The organism is Kibdelosporangium banguiense (genome assembly GCF_017876405.1).
In the GTDB taxonomy this organism is placed as follows: domain Bacteria; phylum Actinomycetota; class Actinomycetes; order Mycobacteriales; family Pseudonocardiaceae; genus Kibdelosporangium; species Kibdelosporangium banguiense.
On record NZ_JAGINW010000001.1, the window covers coordinates 12,579,981 to 12,605,607 of the forward strand.

27 protein-coding genes are annotated in these 25,627 nt (G+C 67.3%); 13 read left to right on the plus strand and 14 right to left on the minus strand.

Annotated features, from left to right (window positions below; genetic code table 11):
- Positions 1–45 precede the first annotated feature (45 nt).
- Positions 46–453 carry a RidA family protein gene (locus tag JOF56_RS56365; protein WP_209647710.1) on the plus strand — a complete coding sequence of 136 codons (408 nt, stop codon included), beginning with the start codon at positions 46–48 and terminating at the stop codon, positions 451–453.
- 61 nt (positions 454–514) lie between these two features.
- On the opposite strand, the gene JOF56_RS56370 is transcribed toward JOF56_RS56365, so the two are convergent.
- Positions 515–1,066: a GNAT family N-acetyltransferase gene (locus tag JOF56_RS56370; RefSeq protein WP_307855744.1), complete on the minus strand. Its 552-nt coding sequence runs from the start codon at positions 1,064–1,066 to the stop codon at positions 515–517.
- Positions 1,067–1,099: 33 nt separating this feature from the next.
- On the opposite strand from JOF56_RS56370, the gene JOF56_RS56375 reads away from it, so the two are divergent.
- Positions 1,100–1,429 (plus strand): DUF1801 domain-containing protein, encoded by a 330-nt coding sequence (locus JOF56_RS56375; RefSeq protein WP_209647712.1) that lies wholly within the window; start codon positions 1,100–1,102, stop codon positions 1,427–1,429.
- A 25-nt stretch (positions 1,430–1,454) separates the two neighbouring features.
- Here the strand turns inward: JOF56_RS56375 and JOF56_RS56380 are convergent, their stop codons facing one another.
- Both JOF56_RS56380 and JOF56_RS56385 read right to left on the minus strand, forming a co-directional pair.
- Positions 1,455–1,940, minus strand: coding sequence for an SRPBCC family protein (locus JOF56_RS56380; protein ID WP_209647713.1), 486 nt, complete (start codon positions 1,938–1,940; stop codon positions 1,455–1,457).
- Complete coding sequence (locus JOF56_RS56385; RefSeq protein WP_209647714.1) at positions 1,933–2,274, minus strand: ArsR/SmtB family transcription factor; 342 nt, start codon at positions 2,272–2,274, stop codon at positions 1,933–1,935. The genes JOF56_RS56380 and JOF56_RS56385 overlap by 8 nt, the downstream gene beginning before the upstream one ends.
- Before the next feature lie 160 nt (positions 2,275–2,434).
- Between JOF56_RS56385 and JOF56_RS56390 the strand changes: the two genes are divergently transcribed.
- Positions 2,435–5,068: a glycoside hydrolase family 2 protein gene (locus tag JOF56_RS56390; protein WP_209647715.1), complete on the plus strand. Its 2,634-nt coding sequence runs from the start codon at positions 2,435–2,437 to the stop codon at positions 5,066–5,068.
- 241 nt (positions 5,069–5,309) lie between these two features.
- Here the strand turns inward: JOF56_RS56390 and JOF56_RS56395 are convergent, their stop codons facing one another.
- Positions 5,310–6,923 (minus strand): tetratricopeptide repeat protein, encoded by a 1,614-nt coding sequence (locus JOF56_RS56395; RefSeq protein ID WP_209647716.1) that lies wholly within the window; start codon positions 6,921–6,923, stop codon positions 5,310–5,312.
- A gap of 61 nt (positions 6,924–6,984) precedes the next feature.
- Positions 6,985–7,665 (minus strand): helix-turn-helix transcriptional regulator, encoded by a 681-nt coding sequence (locus JOF56_RS56400; RefSeq protein ID WP_307855745.1) that lies wholly within the window; start codon positions 7,663–7,665, stop codon positions 6,985–6,987.
- A gap of 113 nt (positions 7,666–7,778) precedes the next feature.
- On the opposite strand from JOF56_RS56400, the gene folE reads away from it, so the two are divergent.
- Both folE and JOF56_RS56410 read left to right on the plus strand, forming a co-directional pair.
- The gene (gene folE / locus JOF56_RS56405; protein ID WP_209647718.1) at positions 7,779–8,378 is read left to right on the plus strand and encodes a GTP cyclohydrolase I FolE; all 600 of its coding nucleotides are present in this window, start codon (positions 7,779–7,781) and stop codon (positions 8,376–8,378) included.
- A gap of 3 nt (positions 8,379–8,381) precedes the next feature.
- The gene (locus JOF56_RS56410; RefSeq protein ID WP_209647719.1) at positions 8,382–9,581 is read left to right on the plus strand and encodes an NAD(P)/FAD-dependent oxidoreductase; all 1,200 of its coding nucleotides are present in this window, start codon (positions 8,382–8,384) and stop codon (positions 9,579–9,581) included.
- On the opposite strand, the gene JOF56_RS56415 is transcribed toward JOF56_RS56410, so the two are convergent.
- Both JOF56_RS56415 and JOF56_RS56420 read right to left on the minus strand, forming a co-directional pair.
- Positions 9,564–10,559 (minus strand): 1-aminocyclopropane-1-carboxylate deaminase, encoded by a 996-nt coding sequence (locus JOF56_RS56415; RefSeq protein WP_209647720.1) that lies wholly within the window; start codon positions 10,557–10,559, stop codon positions 9,564–9,566. The genes JOF56_RS56410 and JOF56_RS56415 overlap by 18 nt on opposite strands.
- Entirely contained in the window at positions 10,556–11,206 is a 651-nt protein-coding gene (locus JOF56_RS56420) for a GntR family transcriptional regulator (RefSeq protein ID WP_209647721.1), read from the minus strand. The genes JOF56_RS56415 and JOF56_RS56420 overlap by 4 nt, the downstream gene beginning before the upstream one ends.
- Before the next feature lie 155 nt (positions 11,207–11,361).
- Here JOF56_RS56420 and def point away from each other — a divergent pair, with 155 nt between their 5' ends.
- Positions 11,362–11,877 carry a peptide deformylase gene (gene def / locus JOF56_RS56425; protein ID WP_209647722.1) on the plus strand — a complete coding sequence of 172 codons (516 nt, stop codon included), beginning with the start codon at positions 11,362–11,364 and terminating at the stop codon, positions 11,875–11,877.
- Here the strand turns inward: def and JOF56_RS56430 are convergent, their stop codons facing one another.
- The 4 genes from JOF56_RS56430 to JOF56_RS56445 form a co-directional block, all read right to left on the minus strand.
- Complete coding sequence (locus JOF56_RS56430; protein ID WP_245378819.1) at positions 11,878–13,086, minus strand: CynX/NimT family MFS transporter; 1,209 nt, start codon at positions 13,084–13,086, stop codon at positions 11,878–11,880.
- 87 nt (positions 13,087–13,173) lie between these two features.
- A complete protein-coding gene (locus JOF56_RS56435; protein WP_209647723.1) occupies positions 13,174–13,905 on the minus strand; it encodes a VOC family protein in 732 nt (243 codons plus the stop codon).
- Positions 13,906–14,111: 206 nt separating this feature from the next.
- Positions 14,112–14,891, minus strand: coding sequence for a maleylpyruvate isomerase family mycothiol-dependent enzyme (locus JOF56_RS56440; RefSeq protein WP_209647724.1), 780 nt, complete (start codon positions 14,889–14,891; stop codon positions 14,112–14,114).
- Positions 14,888–15,319 (minus strand): SAV_6107 family HEPN domain-containing protein, encoded by a 432-nt coding sequence (locus tag JOF56_RS56445; protein ID WP_209647725.1) that lies wholly within the window; start codon positions 15,317–15,319, stop codon positions 14,888–14,890. Before JOF56_RS56445 ends, JOF56_RS56440 begins: the two co-directional genes overlap by 4 nt.
- 205 nt (positions 15,320–15,524) lie before the next feature.
- Between JOF56_RS56445 and JOF56_RS56450 the strand changes: the two genes are divergently transcribed.
- Together JOF56_RS56450 and JOF56_RS56455 are read left to right on the plus strand one after the other, a co-directional pair.
- Positions 15,525–16,040, plus strand: a complete 516-nt coding sequence (locus JOF56_RS56450) for a YbaK/EbsC family protein (protein WP_209647726.1) — start codon at positions 15,525–15,527, stop codon at positions 16,038–16,040.
- A gap of 1 nt (position 16,041) precedes the next feature.
- The gene (locus tag JOF56_RS56455; RefSeq protein WP_209647727.1) at positions 16,042–16,617 is read left to right on the plus strand and encodes a GNAT family N-acetyltransferase; all 576 of its coding nucleotides are present in this window, start codon (positions 16,042–16,044) and stop codon (positions 16,615–16,617) included.
- Positions 16,618–16,672: 55 nt separating this feature from the next.
- Here JOF56_RS56455 and JOF56_RS56460 read toward each other — a convergent pair whose 3' ends face one another.
- Positions 16,673–17,299, minus strand: a complete 627-nt coding sequence (locus JOF56_RS56460) for a hypothetical protein (RefSeq protein ID WP_209649146.1) — start codon at positions 17,297–17,299, stop codon at positions 16,673–16,675.
- A gap of 207 nt (positions 17,300–17,506) precedes the next feature.
- Here JOF56_RS56460 and JOF56_RS56465 point away from each other — a divergent pair, with 207 nt between their 5' ends.
- Positions 17,507–18,088, plus strand: a complete 582-nt coding sequence (locus tag JOF56_RS56465; protein WP_209647728.1) for a TetR/AcrR family transcriptional regulator — start codon at positions 17,507–17,509, stop codon at positions 18,086–18,088.
- Between the two features lie 70 nt (positions 18,089–18,158).
- Here JOF56_RS56465 and JOF56_RS56470 read toward each other — a convergent pair whose 3' ends face one another.
- A complete protein-coding gene (locus tag JOF56_RS56470) occupies positions 18,159–19,811 on the minus strand; it encodes a DUF885 domain-containing protein (protein WP_209647729.1) in 1,653 nt (550 codons plus the stop codon).
- A gap of 74 nt (positions 19,812–19,885) precedes the next feature.
- On the opposite strand from JOF56_RS56470, the gene JOF56_RS56475 reads away from it, so the two are divergent.
- Positions 19,886–20,584 (plus strand): LppM family (lipo)protein, encoded by a 699-nt coding sequence (locus JOF56_RS56475; RefSeq protein WP_209647730.1) that lies wholly within the window; start codon positions 19,886–19,888, stop codon positions 20,582–20,584.
- A gap of 4 nt (positions 20,585–20,588) precedes the next feature.
- On the opposite strand, the gene JOF56_RS56480 is transcribed toward JOF56_RS56475, so the two are convergent.
- Positions 20,589–21,476, minus strand: a complete 888-nt coding sequence (locus tag JOF56_RS56480) for a methylenetetrahydrofolate reductase (RefSeq protein ID WP_209647731.1) — start codon at positions 21,474–21,476, stop codon at positions 20,589–20,591.
- A gap of 67 nt (positions 21,477–21,543) precedes the next feature.
- Here JOF56_RS56480 and JOF56_RS56485 point away from each other — a divergent pair, with 67 nt between their 5' ends.
- The 3 genes from JOF56_RS56485 (at position 21,544) to JOF56_RS56495 (ending at position 25,527) form a co-directional block, all read left to right on the plus strand.
- Positions 21,544–22,614 carry a polyprenyl synthetase family protein gene (locus tag JOF56_RS56485; RefSeq protein ID WP_372448351.1) on the plus strand — a complete coding sequence of 357 codons (1,071 nt, stop codon included), beginning with the start codon at positions 21,544–21,546 and terminating at the stop codon, positions 22,612–22,614.
- A complete protein-coding gene (gene crtI / locus JOF56_RS56490; protein ID WP_209649105.1) occupies positions 22,611–24,074 on the plus strand; it encodes a phytoene desaturase family protein in 1,464 nt (487 codons plus the stop codon). Before JOF56_RS56485 ends, crtI begins: the two co-directional genes overlap by 4 nt.
- 67 nt (positions 24,075–24,141) lie before the next feature.
- Positions 24,142–25,527 carry a hypothetical protein gene (locus JOF56_RS56495; RefSeq protein ID WP_209647732.1) on the plus strand — a complete coding sequence of 462 codons (1,386 nt, stop codon included), beginning with the start codon at positions 24,142–24,144 and terminating at the stop codon, positions 25,525–25,527.
- Positions 25,528–25,627 lie beyond the last annotated feature (100 nt).

Sequence of the window (25,627 nt, forward strand, 5' to 3'; positions counted from 1 at the left end):
ATGCTATGTTTAGATTGTCGATCTTATCCGAGTGAGGAGTGCTTCATGGCTGTCGAGCTGGTCAACCCGGACGGGCTGCCGAAACCCGAGGTGTACCGGCAACTGTCGATCGCCACCGGGTCGCGGCTGGTGTTCCTGGCCGGGCAGGTGGCCCGGGACGCGGAGGGCAACCGGGTCGGTGAGGGAGATCTGGCCGCCCAGGTCGAACAGGCCTATCTCAACATCGGCACGGCCATGGCCGAGATCGGCGGATCATTCGACGACGTGGCGAAGCTGACCGTCTACGTCGTCGACTGGTCCCCCGACAAGATGCCGTTACTGGGCGAAGGCGTGGCCAGGGCGGCCGCGAAGCTGGGCGTCGACCCGGTCAAGCCGATCACCCTGCTGGGCATCTCCGCGCTGGCCGAGCCCGACCTGTTGGTCGAGATCGAGGCCACCGCCGTCATGGACTGATACCGCTGACACCACTGTCAGAGCTGGTCCGGTGAGCCCGGCAAATCCAGGTTCACCGGGCTCACGGCCGTTTCATCGAGTAGAGCAGCATGTCCCGCCAGACCCCGCCGATCTCCCGGTGCCGGGGCAGCAAACGCCCCCGCTGATATCCGGCCGACTCGGCGACCCGGACCGAACCCGCGTTCCACGGCTCGATGTACATCTCGATCCGGTACAGCACTGGAATGCCCCACGCAAACGTTGTCAGCGCACGCAAAGCGTCGCTCGCCACACCCCGGCGCCGATGCGCCGGCGACACCGAATACCCCACACTCGCACGGCCCACCAGCAAATCCCGGAGCCACAACCCGATCGTCCCGACCGCCTTTCCCGTGCCCGCATCGGCCACAGCAAAGGAGAACCCAGTCCCCTCAGCCAGTCTTCCTCGCTGCCGCCGAACCCAAGCCAGTGCCTGCTCGGCATCCGGATGTGCGGGCAAACTCCCGATCAGCGGAACATATGGGTCCTCGCCCAGCTCAAAGGCCAGGTGCACGTCCTGGTCGGTGAACTCCCGCAGGAACACCGACCCGCAAGCCGGCGCCATGACCGGCCACGGCGGCATAGGCACATTCACGAATTCCATCCTGCCGGAATGTAGGTTGACCGGATGGAGGCGCTGAAGGCGATCCTCGACCGGGGCGGGCCGCTCACGGTCGAGCTGCACGAGCTGCTGCTGGAGCTGTTTCCCGGCGCGGTGCTGACGGCCGATGACGAGAACATCGGGTACGGCACGTCGACTGGGTACAAAGGACTGAAATTCACTGTCGCGCCGTTCACCGGGTATGTCCGGCTGGGCATCGCGGGCGGGGCGAGCCTGCCGGACCCCGAAGGCCTGATGCAGGGCACCGGGAAGGTGCACCGGCACATCAAGATCCGCACGGCGGAGGAGCTGGCCGACCCGGCCTTGCTGACACTGCTGCACGCGGCTCTCACGTAAGCAGGCCAGGCGTCCAGAGTGGACATCAGTCCCTGGTGCACAGCTCCTCGAGGCGGTCCATCGAGTCGCGGATGCCGTGTTCCATGCCGCTCGAGATCGCCGCGTCCCGGCCCTCCACCGAGGGATACACCGAGTGCGTGTGCAGGCGCGTCCGGCCGCCGAGGTCCGTCAACGTCATGGTCTCGATCGCGACCTGGTTCGGCACGCCCTCGAACTCGAAGGTCTGGATGACCAGTTCGTCTTTGACAACGGCATGGAACACGCCCCGGAAGCCGTACTCCCCGCCTTGCGCGTCGCGCTGCACATACCGGTAGCTGCCGCCCGGCCTGGCGTCGTACTCGATCAAGTCCGTCTTCAACTCCCGCGGACCCAGCCACTGGACGAGCAGATCCGGGTCGGTCTGCGCCCGGAAAACCTGGGCGGGCGTGGCGTCGAACTCGCGCACGACATCGATGAACGGCGTGCCTGGCTGCGCGGTGATGGTCGTCGGGTTAGTCGTCGGGTTAGTCATTGTCCTGCTCCTTGTTGGTTTCGAGTACTGCGTCCAGTTGCCGGAACCGGCTTTCGGTGACCAGCCGGTACTTGTCGATCCAGCTGGTCAGCTCCTCCAGCGCGACCGTGTTCAGATGACAGGGCCGCCGCTGCGCGTCCCGGCTCCGCGTGATCAGTCCAGCCGCCTCAAGCACCTGGATATGCCGCGAAACAGCCTGCTTGGTGATCGAAAACGGCTCCGCGAGCTCGTTGACCGTCGCGTCCCCACGCGACAACCGCGCGATCAACGCACGCCTGACCGGATCGCCCAACGCCGTGAACGCCCTGTCCAGCCGGTCATCCAGCTCTGTCATCGTAATCAACCAATCGCTTTATCAACCGATGCGTTGACTATAGGCATGACCACGCGACCGAGTCAAGCCCGGTCAGGTCTGGACCAAAGTTCCCAGGGCATTGACTTTGTAAAGAAAGTTCCCTATTAATAAGCGATCCCTGGCGCCGAGGAGGCCCCGCATGTCCTCGTTACGGGTGCGTGTCGCCCTTGTTCTGGCCGTTCTGCTCAGTCTTTCGGTAGCTCCGGCCGCCACAGCGGCGCCGGCGGCCGCTGATGTGTCCACTGTCCTGTCCGACGGCGAGTCCAGCAGTACTTCGGTTCGTGGCTGGCAGATCCAGTCTTCCGCGCAGGTGTCGGCGACCGGCGAGGAGATCTCGCAGTCCAGGTTCGACGGGTCGCGGTGGTATCCGGTCGGCCCACGGTCGACCGTCCTGGCAGGCTTGGTACAAAACGGGCGTTACCCCAACCTCTTCTACGGCACGAATCTGCGGGACAATGTCAACCGCGCGGACTTCCAGGTGCCGTGGTGGTACCGGACCGAGTTCTCCGTGCGGGACAAGTCGCCGAACATGACGCTCAAGGTCCCGGGCGTCGTCTCGCGCGGCGAGGTGTATCTCAACGGCACCAAGCTCGGGGATGTCGTGGGCGTCTACAACGCGCGTGAGTTCGACATCAGTGGGTTGGTGAAGCCGGGCCGCAACGCGGTCGCGATCAAGGTCGCGCCGGCTGATCCGCAGAAGGACTTCGCGATCAGCTGGATCGACTGGGCACAGCCCGCGCCCGACAACAACATGGGCATCTGGCGGGACGTCGAGATCACGCGCAGCGGGCCGATCAGCCTTCTCGGGTCCTACGTGCACACCAAACTCGCGCTGCCCGGCTTCGAGAAGGCCGACGTCACCGCCTTCGCCGAGGTCCGCAACAACACCAGCTCGGTCCAGTACGTGACACTGCAGGGCGAGGTCGCCAACCGCGGCCTGTATCAGGTCGCAAGGCTGAACGCCGGTGAGACGCGAACAGTCGAGTTCCCGGCGCAAACAGTGCGGAACCCGCGTGTGTGGTGGCCAGCGCAGTACGGCGACCAGCCGATGTACCAGCTTGATCTGACCGCGAAGGTCAACGGGCGGAACTCCGACCGCAGCGGCGCGATGTTCGGTATCCGGGATGTCGTGTCGAACCTCAACGCCAAGGGTGACCGGCAGTTCATCGTCAACGGCAGGCAGATCCAGATCCGCGGCGGCGGCTGGGCGTCGGACCTGCTGCTGCGCACGCAGCCGGAGCGGCTCGAGACACAACTCAAGTACACCCGTGACCTCGGCCTGAACGCGATCCGGCTCGAGGGCAAGCTGGAGACGCCGGAGTTCTACAACCTGGCCGACCGGCTGGGCATCATGCTGCTGCCCGGCTGGGAATGCTGCGACAAGTGGGAGCCGTGGACCGGCTGGGGCGGTGCCGACTGGACGCCCGAGGACTATCCGATCGCCCAGGGCTCGATGGCCACGCAAGCCAAGTTCCTGCGCAACCACCCAAGCGTGATCGCGTTCTTCATCGGCAGTGACATCTCGCCGCCGGAGAACGTACAGCGGATGTACCTCACGGAGTTCCAGAAAGCCGGATGGCCCAACCCAGTGCTGCCGGCCGCGTCGCTCAACGGCAGCCCGCAGCCGCCACTCGGCTCGTCCGGCAGCAAGATGGAAGGCCCATACGACTGGGTCCCGCCGAACTACTGGTACGGCGACAAAGTCGGCGCCGCGTTCGGTTTCGCGGGCGAACTCAGCGCAGGACACTCAATCCCCGCCTTGGACACCATCAAGGGCATGCTGACCCCCACCGAGCAGGAACAGCTGTGGCGCGAGCCGGCCACACCACAGTTCCACACCGGCCGCGGCAACGAGCCGTTCAACAACCTCAACCTGTTCAACACAGCCCTGGCCAATCGATACGGCACGCCGACCAGCCTGCCGGACTACGTCGACAAGGCCCAGCTTGCCAACTACGAACAGGTCCGCGCACAGTTCGAGGCCAACGCCCGCCGGATGACCGCCGACCGCCCGGCCACAGGCTTCATCTACTGGATGCTCAACAACGCGTGGCCATCCCTGAACTGGCACCTCTACAGCCACGACCTCAACCCAGCCGGTTCGTACTTCGGCGCGAAAAAGGCGAACGAGCCGATCCACATCCAGTACTCGTACGACGACCGCTCAGTCGTGATAGTCGGCCAGAGCCCGAAGTCGGCCAACCGCCTGACAGCCAAGGCCGAGGTCTACAACATCGACGGAAAACTCGTACACAGCCAGGAAAAGCACGGCATCTCGGTATCGTTGCCCGGCGTGGCCGAGGTATTCACCCTGCCTGAGCTGACCGGCCTCTCGTCAACGTACTTCGTCCGCCTGAAACTGACCGACAGCAACGGCGCGGACGTCAGCCGAAACACCTACTGGCTGTCGTCGCAGCCGGACGTGGTCGACTGGGCCAACAGCGACTGGTACTACACACCGGCCAGCACCTACGCAGACCTGAAAGGCCTGGCAACCCTGCCAAAAGCCACAGTCGACGTAAAGGCCCGCACCCACGGCGACAAGACCACAGTGACCGTACGCAACACATCAAAGTCGGTCATCCCAGCCGCACAGTTGACCCTGCGCAAGGCAGACGGCTCCCAACTGCTGCCGATCACCTGGTCCGACAACTACATGTCCCTATGGCCAGGCGAGTCCATCACCGTCGAGGCGTCACACGAACCAACCCGCCGCCCAACCGTCGAAGTCAGCGGAATCAACATCTCCTCTTCAAAGACCACCGCCGAGTAAGCTCCCGCCCCTTCAACCAACCCGAGTTTTCAGCCAAACGAGTGAACCCGGTGCGAACGGTCCTTTCGCACCGGGTTCACCCTTGAAAACCCCTGCTAACCCCCATTCCCTTGTAGACTGGAGCAGGGCCGCCCCCGGGATGGGTGGGGGCTGTCTATTGCAGGATGGGTGTGACGGCTTCTTCGAAAGTGGCCTGTTTCTTGGTGGCGTCCTCGCGAAAACCTTTGCGCCACAGAGGTTTTCAGGCGTCGAAGGCGGCGAGCCGGATGGCTTCCCAGCGAGGATCTGTGATTATCCTGGCTAGGGCTTGCTCGGATTCCAGGTGGCTGAGGAAGTCTGGGGCGCGGTCGATCATTTCGTGGGCTGCCGGGAAGACTTCTTCTGTGGCGCCGATTGAGGCCAGGAAGACCGCTCTGCTGTAGAAGTAGCTGCCGTTGCTGGAGTTGCACTGGATTGCGTTGTCTATTGCTTCCAGGGCTTCGGGGTCTCGGCCTGCTTTGTGCAGGGCGCAGGCCAGTAGGTTCCAGCCGGTTTCGAAGTCCGGGAAGCGTTCGGTCGCCAGTTCCAGGAGGGTGATCGCCTCGTCGGTTCGGTCGAGGCGGAACAGGGTGTTGCCGCGGTTGGCCAGCACGTAGAGGTTGTCGTCCGGCAGAGCTTCCAGGGCTGTCAGAGCGGCTTCGAAGTTGCCTGAGTCCATCAGGACCGCGGCTGCGTTCACTTTGTCCGCGACTGAGGGGGTGTCTTCGATCTCGACGCCAACGAGTGTCGCGTTCGCGTCTCGGGTTTCAGGCAGGCCGCACTGGGCCAGTAGCTCCGTGACATTGCTGACTACCCATGGGCTGCGGGCCTGCACTAGTAGCTCGACGGCTTTTCGTTGGGATGGCAGCAAAGGGTTGATCGCACCGTACGGGAATATGAGCCGGGCGATGGCTCTGGCGAGGCCGATGACCTGGACCAGAGCTGCCGGGTCGTGGTCGATGGCGCCGTCGGCGTTGTGCAGTGCGCGGCCTAGGGCGGACAGGGCATGAGCTCCCCATTCAGGTTGGACGTGCGCCAGGGCGTGGCCGACGTCGCCAGGGAGTTTCTCGCCACCCCAAGGCAAATCCGCGTACGCGCGGCCGAGGTCGGCGTCGTCGAGTGCCTCGATCAAGGTCTGCACGACGGCTGAGTCGCCGAATCCGTGCAGTGCCAGCTTGATCGCGGCTGTTGTGCGGACGAGTTTGGCCGGGTCTTCCTCATGCAACGACCGGAGTGTCTCCTCGAAGCGCGGGGTGCCCTTGGTGAGCAGGCCGAGGGCGAACACGGCCGCTGCGCGTGCCGCGTCCGCGGTTTCGTTGGCAGCCTGTGCTTCCAAGGTTGGGATGATCGTGGAACGCTCGACCTGGAAGCAGCCCAGAACACAGATCGCGGCGACACGGACTCGGCATGACCGGCCGGTCGCCAGGTTCAGCAACGCTGGAATTCCGGGCACCGCGACGTCGTGACAGGCGGTCGCGATTGCCTGCTGCGCTGGTCCGCCCTGGCTGCCGGCGCCGATCCAGAATCCGTCTCGCACGGTGAACGGGCCGGCGAGCAAGGTTGTCAGGTACCTCAGGATCATGGCTCGGTCCGGCACGCCTGGCGCGGTCGCCAACTCGATCAGGTACGGAATCACCTTGGGCGTCGCGGAGAACCGGGCGCCATGGTGGATGAGGTTGCCGCAGAGCTCCGAGCGGGCTATTGCCCTGACGGTGGCGTCATCGGAGACCAAGTCGTGGATCAGCTGGGGGACGTCTGTCGCCGGACCGTAGGCATGGTCGACGGCCGACCAGTCGGTCAACGACAACCCATCGAGAACCGTCGCCACGTCGTTCACCCACAAAGGCAATCAGTGCAGGTCGCCCTGACGTATGGCGTCCGGCGCGGCCGTCAGCGCATCATTGGTCACCCGATTGGGCAGCGCGTAGGCAAACGCAGCAGGCTCCCGGCACCCGTTCGAGCACTGCCTGCACAGTCGGTGCTTCCAGGCCGTCGAGAAAGCCGGCCAGGTAGGCCTGGTTGATCTTGCAGACCAGGTCCGGCGCCTGGGCGGTGACCGGGTGGAACGGGCAGTCCCGCAGCCGCACGCAGGTCGGGCTCTCCCGGTTGACCTCGAATCCTTGCTGGGCAAGGATTCCCTCGGTCACGGTCAGTGCTCGTTCGGCCCCGAGCCTGCCGAGTTTCACTCGTTCGCGTTCTTGTGCGCCAAGATGCTTTCCGCGCCGGGAAGCGGCCCGCATGGCGGCTTCACCGGCGTCGTGCGTAACGACCGCGTCTAGCAGAACCTCGGCGAGCAGGCCATGCTGACGTTGTGGGATGGCCACCTGGATGTCGGCCTCGGCCGGCTCGTAGACCTTGGGGGCACGTCCGACCCGCCCGGCGCGCTGGTAGCGCGCCTGCAGCAGGCCGGCCGCCACCAGTTTGTCCAGGTGGAACGCGGCCAGCTTGCGCGAGATGCCGACCGATTCGGCCGCTTCGTCCCGGGTGACCGGCCGGCCGGCGGTCCGGATGAAGGCGTACATCCCCCGGCGCAACTCGTCGTCCAGTGCCGCTATCGCCTTGATGCCGTCGGCCGTCACGCACCCCACCATAACGCCTATTAAGGTAGGTGAAAACAGGAGTTCTTGACCCAAGAGCCGAATAAGACCAAACTTTCTTGGCGTAACCACGGCGCCGAACCAGGAGTCAGCCGATGCGCTCGAGCACCGCACTGCGGGTCGTCCACGAACCGGAGGCCGTTCTCGACCTCGCCGCGGCCGAGGACGCCGCCAAAGCGTTCCTCCGCGCGCTGGGTGTGTCGCTGGACTCCGAGAGCCTGCAGGGCACGCCCGGCCGCATGGCACGCGCGTACGCCGAGCTGTTCACGCCGCGGCCGTTCGACCTGACCACGTTCCCCAACGACGAGGGTTACGACGAGCTGGTCCTCGCGCGCAGCATCCCGGTCAGGTCAGTCTGTGAACACCACTTACTGCCGTTCACCGGCGTCGCCCATGTGGGTTACCTGCCGGCCGAACGCATCCTCGGGCTGTCCAAACTGGCCCGGGTGGTCGAGCACTTCGCCTGCCGGCCGCAGGTCCAGGAACGCCTGACCAAGCAGGTCGCGGACTGGCTCAACGACCAGTTGCACCCGCGTGGCGTCGGCGTGGTGATCGAAGCGGAGCACACGTGCATGACGTTGCGCGGAGTGCAGGCCGCCGGCTCGAGCACGGTCACTTCAACACTGCTAGGCACATTGCGTGCCGACGCCGCCTCGCGCCAGGAGTTCTTCGCGCTGAGCGGCGTCCACGCCTGACTTATGGAGGAGTTCCCGGTGACAACGTTCGTCATCGCCGGCGGCGGCCTGGCTGGGGCCAAAGGCGCCGAGGCATTGCGTGACCAGGGATTCGACGGCGACATCGTGCTGGTCGCGGACGAATCCCACCGGCCGTACGAGCGCCCGCCGCTGTCCAAGGACTTTCTGGCCGGAAAGGCCGAGCGGGACAGCGTTTTCGTACACGACGAGAACTGGTACGCCGAGCACAACGTCGATTTGCGGCTCGGCGTGGCCGCGACGGCGATCGACCGCGCCGCGCACCAGGTCCGGCTCGCCGACGGCTCGTCGGTCGAATACTCGAAGCTGTTGCTGGCCACCGGATCCAGCCCACGCCGGTTCCCCGGCGCCGAGGACGCGCTCTACCTGCGCCGGATCGGCGACTCCGAGCGGATCAAGTCCGTGATCGCGAGCTCGTCGCGGCTGATCGTGATCGGCGCCGGCTGGATCGGCCTGGAGGCGACCGCAGCCGCCCGGAACGCGGGCGTCGAGGTGACCGTGCTCGAGTCCGCCGAACTGCCGTTGCTCGCCGCGATCGGGCCCGAGGTGGCCCAGGTGTACGCCGATCTGCATCGCGCGCACGACGTCGACCTGCGGTTCGGCGTCGAGGTCGACCAGGTCAACTTCAAGAGCGTCGGCCTGGTCGACGGCACGGTGCTCGATGCCGACGCAGTGCTCATCGGCATCGGCGCGAGCCCGAACGTGGACCTGGCCAAGAAGGCCGGGCTCGACGTCGACAACGGTGTTCTGGTCGACGCCGGGCTGCGCACGTCCGACCCGGACATCTTCGCCGCCGGTGACATCGCCAACGCCACGCATCCGTTGCTGGGCAGGCGAATCCGCGTCGAGCACTGGGCGAACGCACTCAACCAGCCCGCCGTCGCCGCGACCAACATGCTCGACGGGGACGCCACGTACGACGAGCTGCCGTACTTCTACACCGACCAGTACGACCTGGGCATGGAGTACATCGGCGACATCACCGGCTACGACCGCGTGGTGTTCCGTGGCGACGTGCCCGGCCGTGAGTTCATCGCGTTCTGGCTCAAGGACAACCGCGTCCTCGCCGGGATGAACGTGAACATCTGGGACGTGGTCGACCCGATCAAGCAGCTGATCCGCTCCGGCAAGCAGATCGACCCGGACAGGCTGGCGAATCCCGAGGTGTCACTGGAAGACCACTGAGCTGTAGGCGTTCAGCGCGGGCTGGCCGCCGAGGTGGGCGTACAGCACGGTCGAGTCGCGGCCGATGTCGCCGCGGCCGACCATGTCGATCATGCCGGCCATGGACTTGCCCTCGTAGACCGGATCGGTGATCATCGCCTCGGTCCGGGCGGCGAGTTTCATGGCCGCGATCGTCTGCTCGTCCGGGATGCCGTACGTGCCTGCGTGATAACGCTCGTCCAGCTCGACGTCACTGTCCGAAATGGACCTGCCGAGCAGCTCGGCGGTGTTCTTGGCGATCCGGTGCACGGCTTCGTAGGTCTCGGCCGGCTTGGCCGACGCGTCGATCCCGATCACACGGCGCGGCCGGTCCTGCCCGGCGAACCCGGCGATCATGCCTGCCTGCGTGCTGCCGGTGACCGAGCAGACCACAATGGTGTCAAAGAAAACGTCGAGTTCCTGCTCCTGTTGCCGGACCTCGTCGGCCCAGTTCGCGAAGCCGAGCCCGCCGAGTGGATGGTCCGACGCACCGGCCGGGATCGAGTACGGCTTGCCGCCCGCGGCACGGACGTCCTCCAGCGCGCGCTGCCAGGATTCCCTGATACCGATGCTGAATCCGGCCGGGTCGCGGCGGACGTCGGCGCCCATCAACCGGCTCAGCTGGATGTTGCCGACCTGGTCGTAGCCCTGGTCCTCCCAGTCCACCCACTTCTCTTGCACCAGAACGCATTTCAGCCCGGCCCGCGCCGCAGCGGCAGCGACCTGCCTGGTGTGGTTGGACTGTACGCCACCGATCGAGACGAGCGTGTCGCAGCCGGTCGCCAGCGCGTCCGCCACGAGGTACTCCAGCTTGCGGGTTTTGTTGCCACCATAGGCAAGCGGCGAGTTGCAGTCCTCCCGCTTCGCCCACAGCTGGGCACCGCCGAGATGAGCGGTCAGGCGCTCGAGCGGGTGCACCGGCGACGGCCCGAACAGCAACGGATAACGCGCGAAACTCATGATTTCTCCTGCAAGAGTACGGCCAGGTTCGCCCAGTTCTGCTCGGCGAGCGCGGCCGCGAGGTCCGCGTCACCGGCCTCGCAGGCGGCGATGATCCGCTCGTGCATCGGAGCGGAGTCACGGCCCAGCGGCGAGCCGAAGTAAAGGTAGATGGCGCGATGCAACTGCGGAGTGTAGCGGCGGACCGTCGCGGCGATGGCCCGGTTCTCGCACGCCTGCACAAGCACGTCGTGGAACGCGTCATCACACGCGATTGCTTCCTCCAACGCGCCCGAGTCGACGGCTTCCGCGAACCGCAGGTTCGCCGCGCGCATGGCAGCCAGGTGGTCGCTGGTGAGTTTCGGGACGGCCAGTCGCGTCGCCAGCCCATGCATTGACTGCACGACCGCGTGCGCGTCTCGGACTGCGTCCGCGTCGAGAGGCGTGACCCGCGTGTAGCTGTGCGGCTTCGTTTCAATCAGGCCCTCGTCGGTGAGCCTGGCCAGCGCCTCGCGGACCGGGGTGCGCGACAGCCCCATCCGGCCGGCCAGCTCGACATCCTTGACCGGCGTGCCCGGGGCCAGTTCGCCCGCGACGATCGCCCGCCGGATGGCACTGAGCGCCTGCTCGCTGAGCAACGCCCGGTCCAGCCGACCAATATATTGCATTTCACCACGCTAACACACCAGGTCAAGCGGATGTTTGACGATCAACCCGGGCTGGAAACCCCGGCCAGGGACACACGCCCGCCGAATGGTCGATCGACGGGTGTCCGGCTCGGTGCTATTTCTCGAACGCGCGGAATCGTCGAACAGGAGACGAGATGGCTGTCCGTGAGCTCAGATACCTCGGCGACCCGGTGCTCACCACCCCGGCGGACCCGGTCACCCACTTCGACCACCGGCTGCAGGCACTCGTCGACGACCTGATGGAGACCGTGCTGCTGCCCGGCCGCGCAGGTCTGGCCGCGCCGCAGATCGGCGTGGGGCTACGGGTGTTCAGCTACAACGTCGGCGGACTGCAGGGTTATGTGGTCAACCCGGAGATCGTGTCCCTGTCCGAGGAGACTCAGCAGGGCCCTGAAGGCTGTTTGTCCGTGCCGGATCTCTGGTTCCCCACCCGGCGGGCCGCTGAGGCCACGGTGAAAGGCGTGGACGCCAAGAACAAGCCGATCTCCGTGACTGGGACCAAGGAACTGGCGCGCTGTCTGCAGCACGAGACCGACCACCTGAACGGGATGCTGTACCTCGACCGGCTGGACCCTGACCAGCGCAAGGAGGCCATGCGTCAGGCCCGCGACTCCCAGTGGTTCTGGCAGGGCGACTCCCCTGCCCGGTAGCTAGGTGACGGTGAGATTGCGGCCGGCGCCCATACCGAGGCACGCTTGGGCGAATGCCGAGATCATCAGCATGATCATCGGCAGCGCCCAGCCGCCGGTCGTGTCGTGCAACGCTCCGAACAGGACCGGACCGGTGGCCGCGAACAGGTAGCCGATTGACTGCGCCATCCCGGAAAGCGCCGCGGCACCGAACGAGTCCGCGGCCCGGAGGGTGAAGAACAGCAGCGCGAGGACAAAGCAGACACCGCTGGCCAGGCCGACGACGACCACCCAGAACAGAGCCAGCTCGGGCGCGAGCAGCATTCCGAGGTAGCCCGAGAGGCTCAGCAGCGAACCCGAGCTGGCGAGCAGCCGCTGGTCGGGCAGCTTGTTGGCCACCAACGGGATCACCGCGCTCATGGTGACGCCGAGGACCTGCAGCACGAGCAGCAGCCAGCCGCTGTTCTCCTCGCTGAACCCGTTGCTGCTCATGATCGCCGGGAACCACGCGAGCACGATGTAGAACCCGAACGACTGCAGCCCCATGTAGCCGGTCACCTGCCAGGCCAAGGCGGACCGCCACGGTGTGCGGCCGACCGCCACCGGCAGGCTGGCCGGCTTCGCCCGGCCCATCGCCTGCGGCGCCCAGACCGCGAACGCGATCAGCGCGAGCCCGGCCAGGTACCCCAGCGCCGTGCGCCACCCACCGGGCAACGCACCCGCCAGCGGCACGGCGAACCCGGACACGATCGCCCCGACCACGCCCATCGTGACCGAATACAGGCTCGTCATCGGCGCCACACGGTCTGGGAAGTCGCGCTTGAGCAACGCGGGCAGCAGAACGTTGCCGACCGCGATCGCCAGCCCGAGCAGCACTGTGCCGAACCACAGCAGCCCCGGCAGCGGCAACGACCGCAGCAGGATCCCGGCCGCCAGCACCGCGAGCGCGAACCACAGCAGCCGCTCCATGCCGACCCGGCGGGCCAGCCTGGGCACCTGCGGCGAGAACACGGCGAACGTGAGCAACGGCAACGCACCGAGCAACCCGCCTTGCCCAGCCGTCAGGCCTTCGTCCCGCCGGATCGTCTCCAGCAACGGGCCGACCGACGTCAGCGCACCCCGGAGATTGGCCGCCACCAGCAGAATCCCGGCGATCAGCAGTACCCGGCGCGCAGTCCGCTCGCCCGTGTCCGAGACAACCCCGCTGACCATGTTCACGCCAGCGCCCATGTCACCCGCCCGTGGTTGTCGCAAGCCACCGACGGATCATCCTACGTATCTGTCAACGCAGGGCCAATGACATGGCGTGAGCAAATATCACCGAGCAGGAGTCAGCACACAGAACTCGTTGCCCTCCGGATCGGCCATCACCTCCCACGGCACATCACCCTGACCGATGTCGGCCCGTCGCGCCCCATGCCCGATCAGCCGCTCCACCTCGGTCTGCTGGTCATCGCCGGCGAGCGGCCGCACATCCAGATGCACCCGATTCTGGACAGTCTTGGGCTCATGTCCGTTCTGGAACTCCAGCCACGGCCCCCGCCCGTTGGGAGCGTTCAACCCCACCTCTGCCGCAGGCTTCGGATGCAGGGACCACCCCGTGGCCTCAGCCCAGAACGCCCCCATCCGCGCGGCGTCGACCCCGTCGACCACGATCGCCGCCACGGCGCCCGCGTTCATGTAGACCTCGCGCGGCTCCAGGACGCAGAACTCGTTGCCCTCCGGATCGGCCATGACCTCCCACGGCACGTCCCCCTGGCCGATGTCCACCGACCGGGCACCCAGTCCCCTGGCCCGCTCGATGATCGCCAGCTGATCCTGCGGAGAAGCGCTGGCCAGGTCGAGGTGAACCCGGTTCTTGACCGTCTTGACCCCACCGAACGGCCCGAACACAAGATCAAGCGCCCAGCCCTGGGACTCCGGCGCGCGCACGTCGACCTCGTCCGGCGGGAACCCCACGATCTCCCAGCCGAGCAAGGCCGACCAGAACTCGGCAAGTTCCCGCGGCTGAGCCGTATCGAAGACGACATTCTCCAGTCGAGTGGCCATACCCGACAAGCTAGCGGGTCCCACCGACAGTTTTTCCCGGCGAGATCAACTCTCCGGAGTGGACTGTTGACAGAGCGCGGTCATCCCCGTGAGAGCAGCCCAGGCGGACAGTCTGAATTGGAGAGTGCCCGCTTCGCGATTCTTGGTGTCCGCAGGCTGGATCGGCGGGCAGGTCGGAGGCCTGCCCGCCGATCCGGTGGGAGCGCTCAGCGGGTGGCTACCCGCATGAGGGCCCACATCTGGTTGATTGCTTCGGGATTTCCTTCTTTCTGGACGGCGTCGTCGGGTAGGCGGCCCCAGAGCCAGCGGTAGACGGTGGGTGGTGGGCCGGTTATCGCGGCGTTGATCCGGCCTGCGTCGGCTCGGTCGATGTCGGCGGCGGGCAGGCGCCAGGCTCCTATGCCGCCTGGGGTGACGCGGGCTATCCAGGCTTTGCCGCCGGTCCGGATGACGACTGTGCCGTCCCGGGTGCCGGCCACGCCTTGAACAGTCAGCCTGTGGCTGAACCAGAGGGTCAGGACTTCGTCGACGCCGTCGGTCGCCACTTCGTCCTCGATCTCCGTGACCGGCCTGTCCAGGGCTGCCTGGATGTCTGTGCGATGGATGGTTGTCTCGTGCGCCATTCGCCTGCGCCAGAATCCGTAGGTGGAGTCTGCTGCCCACCAGGTGGAGCAGGGTGCTGCCGGGTCGTGCCGGGCGAGCTCGTCGACCAGGGCGCGGGCGCCGCTGACCACGTAGTCGCGCAGTGACTGGAACGGTCCCGGTTCGCGTTGCCATGTCTGCGGGGAGTCCCCGGTCCGCATCCATTGCAACGCCATCCGGTACACGCTGCCGATGTGCCTGGCCGTTTCCCCGACGGTCAGGCCTGGGCAGTGCGGGATCCTCAGTTCCTCCCTGGCACCGTCGACCGTCTCGGCCAGCACGGTCGCCTCGATATCCAGGATGTCCAGCAGCTTGGCTTGATCGATGAGTGCCTTTCCGTTCACCCGGGGACAACCCGGGCGATCAGGCCGATGAACTGACCGGCCTGACGGACCAGGTCGTCGGCTGAGCGGGCGCTGACCAGCCGGATTCGGCCGGCCTGCACTGCGGCCCTGGTGGACGAGCACGCCGCGAAGAACGCGGCCCACTCGCGCAGTTCGGGCGCGACGGCCGACAGCAGTGTCCACACGCTGGTGGGGCGGGCGCGGCCCCGGTGCGGACGGCCGCGGTGCGCGAGCATCGCGGCGGCTGCCCGCAGTGCGGACAGGTAGGCCTGGGTGAACCGCTCGGCTGGGTCTGCTTCTGCCTCCGCGGCCGCGAGGCCGCATTCGGCCTGGCGCAGCAGCGCTGCCGGCGAGCCTGAGGGCAGGGAGCGGCCGCCGCCCCGGCCTCGATGTGCGGGGGAGCTGGGGAAGTCGACAGTGGCTGACATCTGGCCTCCTCACGTCCCTCGGCGCGGTCAGGGTGACCACGCCGACACCACCGTGGGGAAGCCGGTGGACCCGGTGGCAAGGCGCTTCCCCCGCCCTGCCACCGGGTTGCGATGCCCGAGATCAAACTCGAACACATGTTCGAGTCTACCTGGGCGACGACAACCTCTCAAGCTGCCGTAACCCAGGTCATGGTGTGATTGACCAGTGCCATCCACCGACCACCCGGCGATCGCGAAGTTCACCTCGGCTCTGCTCGAGGCCGGTATGACGGACGCCGCCGAGGGCCTGCGCATCCTGGACGACGAGGTACGCACTGCTGCGGCGGCCGCGGCCGCACTGGGAATCCCGGTCGGCGCGATCGCCAACAGCCTGATCTTCAAGGCGGTGCACGGCGAGCAGGTCACGCCGCTGCTGGTGCTGACCTCAGGGGCGCACCGCGCGGACACCGGCCTGGTGGCCCGGCTCGTCGAGGCAGACCGGATCGATCGGGCCGACCCGGCCTTCGTGCGGGAACACACTGGTCAAGCCATCGGGGGCGTGGCACCAGCTGGACACCCGCGCACAATTCGTACCCTGGTGGACAACCACTTGGCGACCTACCCGATGGTGTGGGCGGCGGCCGGGCATCCCAAGTCCGTCTATCCCACAACGTTCGCACAGCTGGTGACCCTCACCGGCGGGACGGCTGCGGACGTCAAACGCGTGGAGGATGATTTCTGACGTGACCGCAGTGCCATCGCACAGAAGCCAGCTCGTCGAGCTGTCGGCCGACGCGTTGCGGTCGCGGCTGTACGAGGCGCTTGGCCTGTACGTCACGGCCATGGGCTACCCCAAGGGAACCGCTGAACAACGGGCGCCGATGTGGTTGGCGCACATGCTGCGTGAGGGCTGGCGCTGCGTGGCCGCCCTGGATCCGGTGGACGACCAACTGACCGGAATCTGTTACGGCTACCAGGGCGCGCCGGGCCAGTGGTGGCACGAGCAGGTCCGCCGTGGCGTGACCGAACTGGCGGGCCCGAGCGTCGCCGACGAGTGGATGCGCGACTACTTCGAACTGACCGAGCTGCACGTCCGGCCGGACAGCCAGGGCCGGGGCACGGGCGAGCACCTGCTGCGGATGCTGCTTTCCGGCGTACCCAACGGCCGGGTCCTGCTGTCCACGCCGGAGGGCAAGACCAGGGCCTGGAGCCTGTACCGCCGGATGGGGTTCGTGGACGTGCTGCGTAACTACCGATTCGCGGGCGACCCACGGCCGTTCGCCGTCCTGGGCCGGTTTCTCCCCATTACACCCTCGTGAGTGGTCACTCCGGCTGAGACCGGACTGACCACTCACGAGGGGATAGTGCGGTCGCTCAGGGCACCACAGGCGGAGCGGGTGGAGCCGGCTCGGGCGCCGGAGGCGCGGGTGGAGCTGGCGGTGCCGGAGGCGCAGGTGGAGCTGGCGGAGCGGGAGGCGTGGCCGCCGCACCTGGAACGGCGAGCGCGGTCGGCAGGCACTTTCCGTCGTTGATGGCCTTGACAGCCGTACCCAGCTTGGTGATCGCCGCGGTTGTCGCGGCAGCGTCAGGCGGCGTCGCGAGTGTGGTGCTGACCCCGCCCAGCACTGCACTCATCAGACCGACTGTCGACTCGAGACACGTGGCCGCCCTGCTGCCCGGCGGCTGTGGTGGTGCTGGCGGTGCTGCCGGAGGCGTGGCAGGCGGTGTCGTCGGCAACGACGGCAGGCATCCAGCCTGCTGAGCACCGGTGATCGCGTTGTACACGTCACCCAGTGCCATCTTCAGCTTGGCTGGGTCGACCGCGGCCGCGTCCACGCCTTTGAACGCGGTGACCAAGGTCTTCACCGCGGGAGTGTCGGCGGTGCACTCGGCCCGGACCTCCTCGGTCCGGACCGGGGCCGCCGACGCGGCACTGGGCAGTGCCACCGCAGCCAGGCCCAGCGCTGCCAACGACAGCACCACGGGCAATCGTTTGGACATCGGTTTCTCCTCATGGTTTCCCCGGCAATGTCCGGGCAATCCGATCGTAAGCACCGCTACAGACCCGTTGACCTGCTAAAACATCGCATTTCACCGGATCGGGTGGCCTAAGTGGCAGTACTCAGCGGAAGTGGTTAGATACCCTTCGCAACCGGTTGACTGACAGACTCTGAAATCTGTCATCGCGATATGCATACTTGAGGAGAGATGGCCGAGGCACTCACCAGCGAGCAGATTCTCGAAGCCGCACAGAGAGTTCTGCGCCGTTTCGGCCCCGCCAAGGCGACAGTGGTGGACGTCGCCCGCGCGCTCGGCGTCAGCCACGGCAGCGTCTACAGGCATTTCCCCAGCAAACTGGCGTTGCGGGATGCCGTGCTGCGCAGGTGGCTCGAACATGCGCACGCCCCCGTGACCCTGGCGGCCAGGGCAGGCGGGCCCGCACCCGCGCGGTTGCGCAACTGGCTGGCGACGTTGTTCGACACCAAGCGCCACAAGGCCTGCGACGACCCGGAACTGTTCGCCACCTACTCCGCACTGGTCGCCGGGACCAGCGGAGTGATCGCCGATCACGTCGCCGAGATGATCGCCCAGATCGCCGGGATCCTGCGCGACGGCATCGAGGCGGGCGAGTTCACGCCGGTCGCGGACGTCGAGCTGACCGCACGCGCGGTGCTCGACGCCACAACCCGTTTCCACAACCCGGTTTTCGCCACGCGCTGGACGCAGGACGGCATCGACAAGGCCTTCGATGCCACCTGCGACCTCGTCCTCAAGGGCCTGTCCAGCTGACGTTCTTGTGCCCCCAATGCCACATTGGTGGCATCAGATGTCCCCAATGTGGCATTGGGGGCAAAGATTTTCAGGAGCGCAGGCTCGCGCCCAGGTTGTCCAGGCCCATCGAGCCCAGCCGCAACGCCCGCATGTGGAAGTCCTTGATGTCGAAGGCATCCCCGTCACGGCGACGCGCCTCGTCACGCAACTGCAGCCAAGCCCGCTCACCCAGCTTGTAGGCCGGTGCCTGACCGGGCCATCCGAGGTAACGGTCGATCTCGTCGCGTACGTGCTCGGCGTCGGTGATCGTGCGGGTGAGCATGAACTCCAGGCCCAGCTCGGGAGTCCAGCGCTGCCCGTCGTGGAATCCGCTGCCTGCCGGGATTTCCAGCTCCAGGTGCATGCCGATGTCGATGATCACCCGCGCGGCCCGGAACAGGTGCGCGTCGAGCATGCCCATCAGGTCGCCGTCGTCGGTGAGGTAGCCGAGGTCCTGCATCAGCCGCTCGGCGTACAGCGCCCAGCCTTCGCCGTGCCCGGAGACCCAGCCGAACAGCCGCTGGAACCGGTTGAGCGACTCGGCCTGGTAGACGCCGGTGGCGATCTGCAGGTGATGTCCGGGCACACCCTCGTGGTACACAGTGGACACTTCACGCCAGGTGGAGAACTCGTCGCGGCCGGGCGGAAGCGCCCACCACATGGCGCCCGCGCGGGAGAAGTCGTCGCTCGGGCCGGTGTAGTACGCGCCCGCTCCCCCGCCGTCCGGCGCGATCCTGCAGTCCAGCCGCATCAGCTTGTCGGGGATCTCGAAATGCACGCCCCGCAGTTGCGCCATCGCGGTATCGGAGAGGTCCTGCATCCACTGCTCGAACTCGCGGCGGCCACGGACCTTGTAGCGCAGGTCGGCGTCGAGCGCGGCGGCCGCCTCGGCGAGCGTCGAGCCGGCCTTTATCCGCTCGGCGACCGCGGTCATCTCCTTCTCCACGCGGAAGAACTCGGCCCAGCCCCACTCGTAGGCGTCGCGCAGATCCAGTTTGGCGCCAAGGAAGTAGCGCGACCACAGCTTGTAGACGTCCGCCCCGACCGCGTCCTTGGCCGGTGCCTGCGCGGCGATCTCCCGCAGGAACGCGGCCAGCTCGCCATACGCAGCGGCGGCGGTGTTCGCGGCGGCCTCCAGCTGGGGCGCGTCCTGGCTCAGGGACTTGAAGAACGAGTCGCCGCCGTTCGCACCCGACCATGTCGCGCACTGCTCAGCGACCTTCGTCACCTGACGGCGCGCGGCGAGCTGGCCACGGCTGGCAGCGTCCCGCAGCGACGCCTTGATGCCCTCGAGCGTCTCGGGCACCTTGGCCAGGCGTTGGCCGACCACGGCCCACTGTTCGGGAGTATCGGTCGGCATCAGGTCGAAGACCTGCCGCACGCTCTGGATCGGGCTCGCGATCACGTTGAGGTTGCCGGTGTCCAGGCCGGCCTCGTGGATCTCGACGTCCAGCCCGACGCGTTCGAGGAAATGCGCCTTGGCGGCGCGTTCGGACTCGTTCGCGGGCTCCAGGGCGTCGATCTCGGCCACCGCGCGGCGGGCGAGCTCGGCCCGGGCGCGATATCCGTCCGGTGAATAATCGGTCATCTCCTCCTCGCCGGTGTTCAGCCCGGCGTAGGTCGCGGAGATCGGGTCCAGGGTGGCGTATTCGTCCACAAACCGATTACTCGCCTCGTGGACCCCCGCAGTGTGGTTGGCCATAGCCCGGACGTTACCTGCTGTCCGGTGACCGGCGTTACGAGCAAAGGGCTGGACAAGGCTGGCACTATGGCCCGGTGCACCTGGTTCACAGGCGTTCGGCCCGCCGGTGGGCTGTTGTGCCGCTGCTGCTTGTCCTCGCGTTCGCACTAAGCGGTTGCGTACGTGTCCGTGCGGCCATGGCCGTCGGTCCCGACGATCTGGTCTCCGGCACCCTGCAGATCGCGACTGTGCAGGTGAAGCCCGAGGAGACCGGGCCGCCGCTGACGGTCCCGGCGAACCTGTCCGACAAGGTCACTCTCACGCCCTACGCGGAGGACGGCTACGTCGGCCAGACCGTGCAGTTCAGCCAGCTCACCTTCGAGCAGGTACGCACCCTCGCGGAGTCGATCAGCACCTTCACCAGCCGGTTCAAGATCAACCTGCGGCGGTCGGGCGACATCGTCTCGCTGGCCGGGGTGATCGACCTGAGCCAGCTGCGGCCGGACAAGGCCGACGTGCAGATCAAGATCGCCTTCCCCGGCCCGATCGGCAAGACCAACGGCGCGATGGAGCTGGAGAACAACATCAGCTGGGTGGCCAAGCCCGGTCAGATCACCGACATCAACGCCACAGCGCAGTACAACGACGAGTCCGGGCTGTCCTGGACCCGCTGGGTCCTGCTGGTCGGCGCGGGAGCCGTCGGGGTGGCGCTGATCGTGCTGGTGCTGGCCCTGGTCGCGCACCGCCGCACCAACCGGCAGATCCAGCGCCAGGACCAGTCCGAGTTCGTCTAGCCGCTCAGGACGTCTTGCTCGGCACCAGGCCCAGCCTGCCGAGCACCTCCTTGGTCGCCTTGGAGCGGTTGAATGTGTAGAAGTGCAGCAGGTTCACGCCCTCCGACAGCAGTTGCTCGCACATCTCGGTGATCACGTCGATACCGGCGGCGCGGAACGCGGCCGGGTCGTCCACCAGCGGCTCCAGCCGGGTGGCGATCTTCTCCGGCACGGGCGACCCCGACAGTTCCTCGACTTTGGCGAGCATCCGTGGCGTGGTGAGTGGCATCACACCGGGCAGGATCGGGGCGTCGCTGCCACGCGCGACGACGCGGTCGCGCAGCCGCAGGAACGTCTCGGCGTCGTAGCAGAGCTGGCCGATGGCGAAGTCCGCGCCGGCATGGAACTTCTCCACCAGGCGGTCGGCGTCGGTCTCGATGTCGGCGCACCGCGGGTGTCCATAGGGGAACGCGGCCACACCCACGCAGAAATCGCCCAGCTCGCGGACAAGCTGCACAAGCTCCGTGGCGTAGCTCAGGCCTTGCGGGTGCTTGACCCACTCGCCCATCGGGTCACCGGGCGGGTCGCCACGCAGGGCGAGCACGTTGTGCACGCCGACGGCCGCGTACCAGCCGATGACGTTGCGGAGCTCGGCGACGGAGTGGTCCACCGCTGTGAGATGCGCCATTGGGACCAACGTGGTCTCACGCGCGACCCGGCCGGTGGTCCGGATGGTGCGGTCCCGCCGGGAGCCGCCTGCGCCGTAGGTCACCGACACGAAGGCCGGGTCCAGGCCTTCCAGTTCCCGGATGGAATTCCAGAGAATCTGCTCGTCGGCGTCGTCGCGGGGCGGCATGAACTCGACGGAGAACGTGACGCGGTCAACGTGGATACGCTCCAGCACGGACGTCATGCGAAAAGGGTATCGGCCCGGCCGACCCCCGCGCGCCGACCAACTGTGGCGAGGGCACCATGGTGGCGTGCACCAAGCGACCATCGACGAGTCCGTCCGGGCCCACGTCGAACAGACCTTGACCGAGTACCTGGCGGCCAAGCAGTCGACCATGGCCAGCCTGACCCAGGAGCTGGCGGACGCGCTCGACGCCCTGGTGGAGTTCATCCTGCGTGGTGGCAAACGAATCCGGCCCACGTTCGCCTGGTGGGGCTGGCGCGGCGCGGGCGGCGAGCCGGACGCGCCCGCGGTGCTACGCGCGGTGAGCGGCCTTGAGCTGATCCAGGCATGTGCGCTGGTACACGACGATCTGATGGACGATTCCGCAGTCCGCCGCGGGTCACCGACCGTGCACGTCACGTTCGGCAGGCTGCACCAGCAGCAGGGCTGGCTCGGCGAGCCTGAGCGGTTCGGCATGGCGGCCGCGATCCTGCTCGGCGACATCGCGCTGGCCTGGGCCGATGACATGTTCTACGGCTCGGGCGTCGCGGCGCCCCGGATCGCCGCGGCCAGCGAGCCGTGGCAGGCGATGCGCTCGGAAATGCTCGCAGGTCAGTACTTGGACATCCTCACGCAGGTGCAGGGCGACGAGTCCCCGTCGGCCGCATTGCGGGTGGCCCGGATGAAGACCGCCGCGTACACCGTCGAGCGGCCGCTGCAGATGGGTGCGACGCTGGCCGGCGCGGACACCGAGGTGATCGAGCGGCTGCGGGAGTTCGGCGCGGACATCGGCGTGGCGTTCCAGCTGCGTGACGACCTGCTCGGGGTGTTCGGCGACACCGAGGTCACCGGCAAGCCCGCCGGGGACGACCTGCGGGAAGGCAAGCGCACGCTGCTCGTCGCGCTCGGTCTGCAGCAGGCAGGCGAAGCCGGTGCCGCGGTCATCAGGCACTGCCTGGGCCGTCAGGACCTGACAGCCCAAGACATCGAACGGACCCGCTCGGTGCTGATCGAGTCGGGTGCGGTCGACGCGGTCGAGCGCAGGATCGAGGAGCTCACGCAGACCGCGATGCACGCACTGGACTCGGCCGACCTGGCCGAGCCCGCCGGTGACCGGCTCGCCGAGCTCGCGGTGGCCGCGACCAGGAGGAACCACTGAGGACCGTGAAAGGCCGGACCGGCCACGTGGTGGTGGTCGGTGCCGGGCTCGCCGGGTTGTCGTGCGCGCTGCACCTGCTTGGTGCCGGCCGCGAGGTCACGATCCTGGAGTCGCAACCGGAGCCGGGCGGGCGGGCCGGCCGGATGCGGATGGGTGACTACACGGTCGATTCCGGCGCGAGCGTGCTGACCATGCCGGAGCTGATCGAGGAAGCCCTGCACGCCGTGGGCGCGCCGATGCTGGACCTGATCAGGCTGGATCCGGCTTATACCGCGCATTTCGCCGACGGCAGCACGATCCGCGTGCACTCGGACGCCACCGCGATGGCCGACGAGGTGCGCCGGGCCGCCGGAGCACGCGAAGCCCAGGGCTACCTCGATCTCCGCCGCTGGCTGGAGGAGCTCTACCGGGTCGAGCGGGATTCCTTTATCGGCGCCAACTTCGACTCACCGCTCGACCTGGTCGGGTCAAGGCTGGCGAGCCTGGTCGCGTTGGGCGGGTTCGGGCGGCTGGGCCCGGCGATCGCGAAGCACCTGTCGGACGACCGCGTGCGCCGGCTGTTCTCGTTCCAGTCGCTGTACGCGGGTGTGCCGCCGCGCAAGGCTTTGGCCGCGTACGCGGTGATCGCGTACATGGACACCATTGCGGGCGTGTGGTTTCCGCGCGGTGGTGTGTCCGCAGTTGCTGACACGATGGCGAAAGCGGCGCACAACGCGGGCGCGAACGTTCAGTATTCGTGTGGCGCAGCATGGTTGGAACGCGTCGGTTCACGTGTCACAGCCGTGCGTACCACGACCGGTGAGCGAATCCCCTGCGACGCGGTGGTTCTGACACCTGACCTGCCGGTGGCCCGGCGTCTGCTCGGGTTGCCGTACCGCCGCCCGGTCCCGCTGCAGTGGTCGCCGTCCGCCTTCGTGCTGCACGCCGGTGTCCGCCGGACCTGGCCGGAGCTCGGGCATCACACGATCTTCTTCGGCCAGGCGTGGGACCGGACGTTCGACGAGATCACGCGGCGCGGCAAGCTGATGAGCGACCCGTCCTTGCTGGTCACCCGGCCGACCGCGACCGATCCCGCGCTCGCACCGCACGGCCGTGAGGTCGTCCAGGTCCTCGCCCCCTGCCCGAACCTCAAGACCTCGCGGATCGACTGGCCCCGGATCGGCCCGGCCTACCGCGACGAGCTGATCGGCGTGCTCGAACAGCGTGGCCTGACCGGGTTCGGCGCGTCGATCGAGGTGCAGCAACTGGTCACGCCCGCGGGCTGGGAGGCGCAGGGCCTGGGCGCCGGGACACCGTTCTCCCTGGCGCACTCGTTCCGGCAGACCGGACCGTTCCGGCCACGCAACCTGGTGCCGGGCGTCGACAACGCTGTTCTGGCCGGCTGCGGCACGACTCCGGGCGTCGGCATTCCGCCGGTCGTGATCTCCGGGAAGCTGGCCGCACAACGGATCACGGGGTAGTCACAGCCCGGTAGGGCATCGGTAGCCGTGGTATCGGCTGCGCTGAGTAGTGAACTACCTTGGAAGCGTGATGTGGCGCACGCTGGGCACTCTTGGGATCGCCTTCGTGCTGTGCGCCGGGTGCAGCGGATCGGACGAGCCACCGCCCGACGGACCTCCGCCACCAGCCCAGTTCTCCACCATCGACGCGTTTACGCAGTCCACAGTGGATCTGAAAGGTGCCGGTGCGGTCCGCTACAACGGTTCGCTGACCGCGCCCGCGGGCGACAACGTCACGCTCAACGTCGCGGTCACGAAAGCCGGTGAGGCCAGCGGTGAACTGTCGGTCAACGGCCTGCCCGCGACCGTGCTGGTCGTCGACCACACGCTGTATCTCAAGGGCGGGCTGGACTTCTGGCTGAAGCTCTCCGGCGTGCCGGACACCACCGCGCCGACCGTGGCCGACCGCTGGGTCAAAGCGCCCGGTGTGCTGCTCGGCGTGGACATCGAGCGGATCTTCGACACCGAGCAGCTGCCCGCGATGTTCGGCAAACCGATCGGCAACGCCGACGAGCCGAACGTCCTCAAGCGCACGACCGTCGCCGGTGTCGAGGTGATGGAGGTCCCGACCGACACCGGAATGCTGTTCCTGAGCGTCAACGCGCCCCACGGCCTGGTCCGCTTCGACCTCAACCGGAGCGGCAAGACCGACCCGACCAAGGTCCGTGACCTGGCATTCAGCGTTACGGATGCCACCAGCGAGATGGCCGCGATCTACCGTGACCTGGCCGATCGCACGGCCGAGCTGGACGGCGCCTACGACCCGTTCACCGGCGTCAAGCAGGGCACACACCGCTTCGAGAACTGCGGGGTGAAGAGCTGCGCGATCGTCGTGGAGCTGACCAACACGGGCAAGGTGCCCGTCCGGGTCGCGATCAAGGCGACGTGGAACGCCGGTGGCGACGAGATCGGCTCGTGTGAGAGCCGTGTCGGGCCGTTGCAGCCCAACCAGGCGGGCAGCGCGACGTGCACCCTCGCCTCCCAGGAATGGGTCCAGTTCTACCGCCGCGCTCAGTCCGTCGCAGGTCAGCACCCGTACGGCGCCGAATGGACGGCCATGGCATTGATCACGCCACCGAGCCCCGCCGCCTTGCGCGCGTTGGCCTCGTCAGCGGAGACGCCGGTCGCCAACCCGCAAGGCGACCAGCACGTGTACCTGATCCGCGACAAGGCAGGCAAGAGCGACAAGCAGCTCTGGAAGTACGGCGTGGCGACCGGGAAGGACTGGCGCAAGACCGCAGACGCCCAGCTCAAGTACTGCCAGTCCAGCATCAAGACCGAATGCGTCGCCGAGGAGATCGCCGCCACCGGTGATCCGGCAGGCGCACAGGCTCTGGCCGGTCAGCTGGTCGGCGCCTACAAGGGCCGCACCGGCGCGTGCCCGCCCGCCCAGTGGGTCGGCTGCCCCCGCTGAGTTTGCCCCCAATGCCACATTGGTGGCGTCAGATGCCACCAATGTGGCATTGGGGGCAACATACCCGCGGTAGGTCGGGGTGGGACGCGGGTGCGAGGAT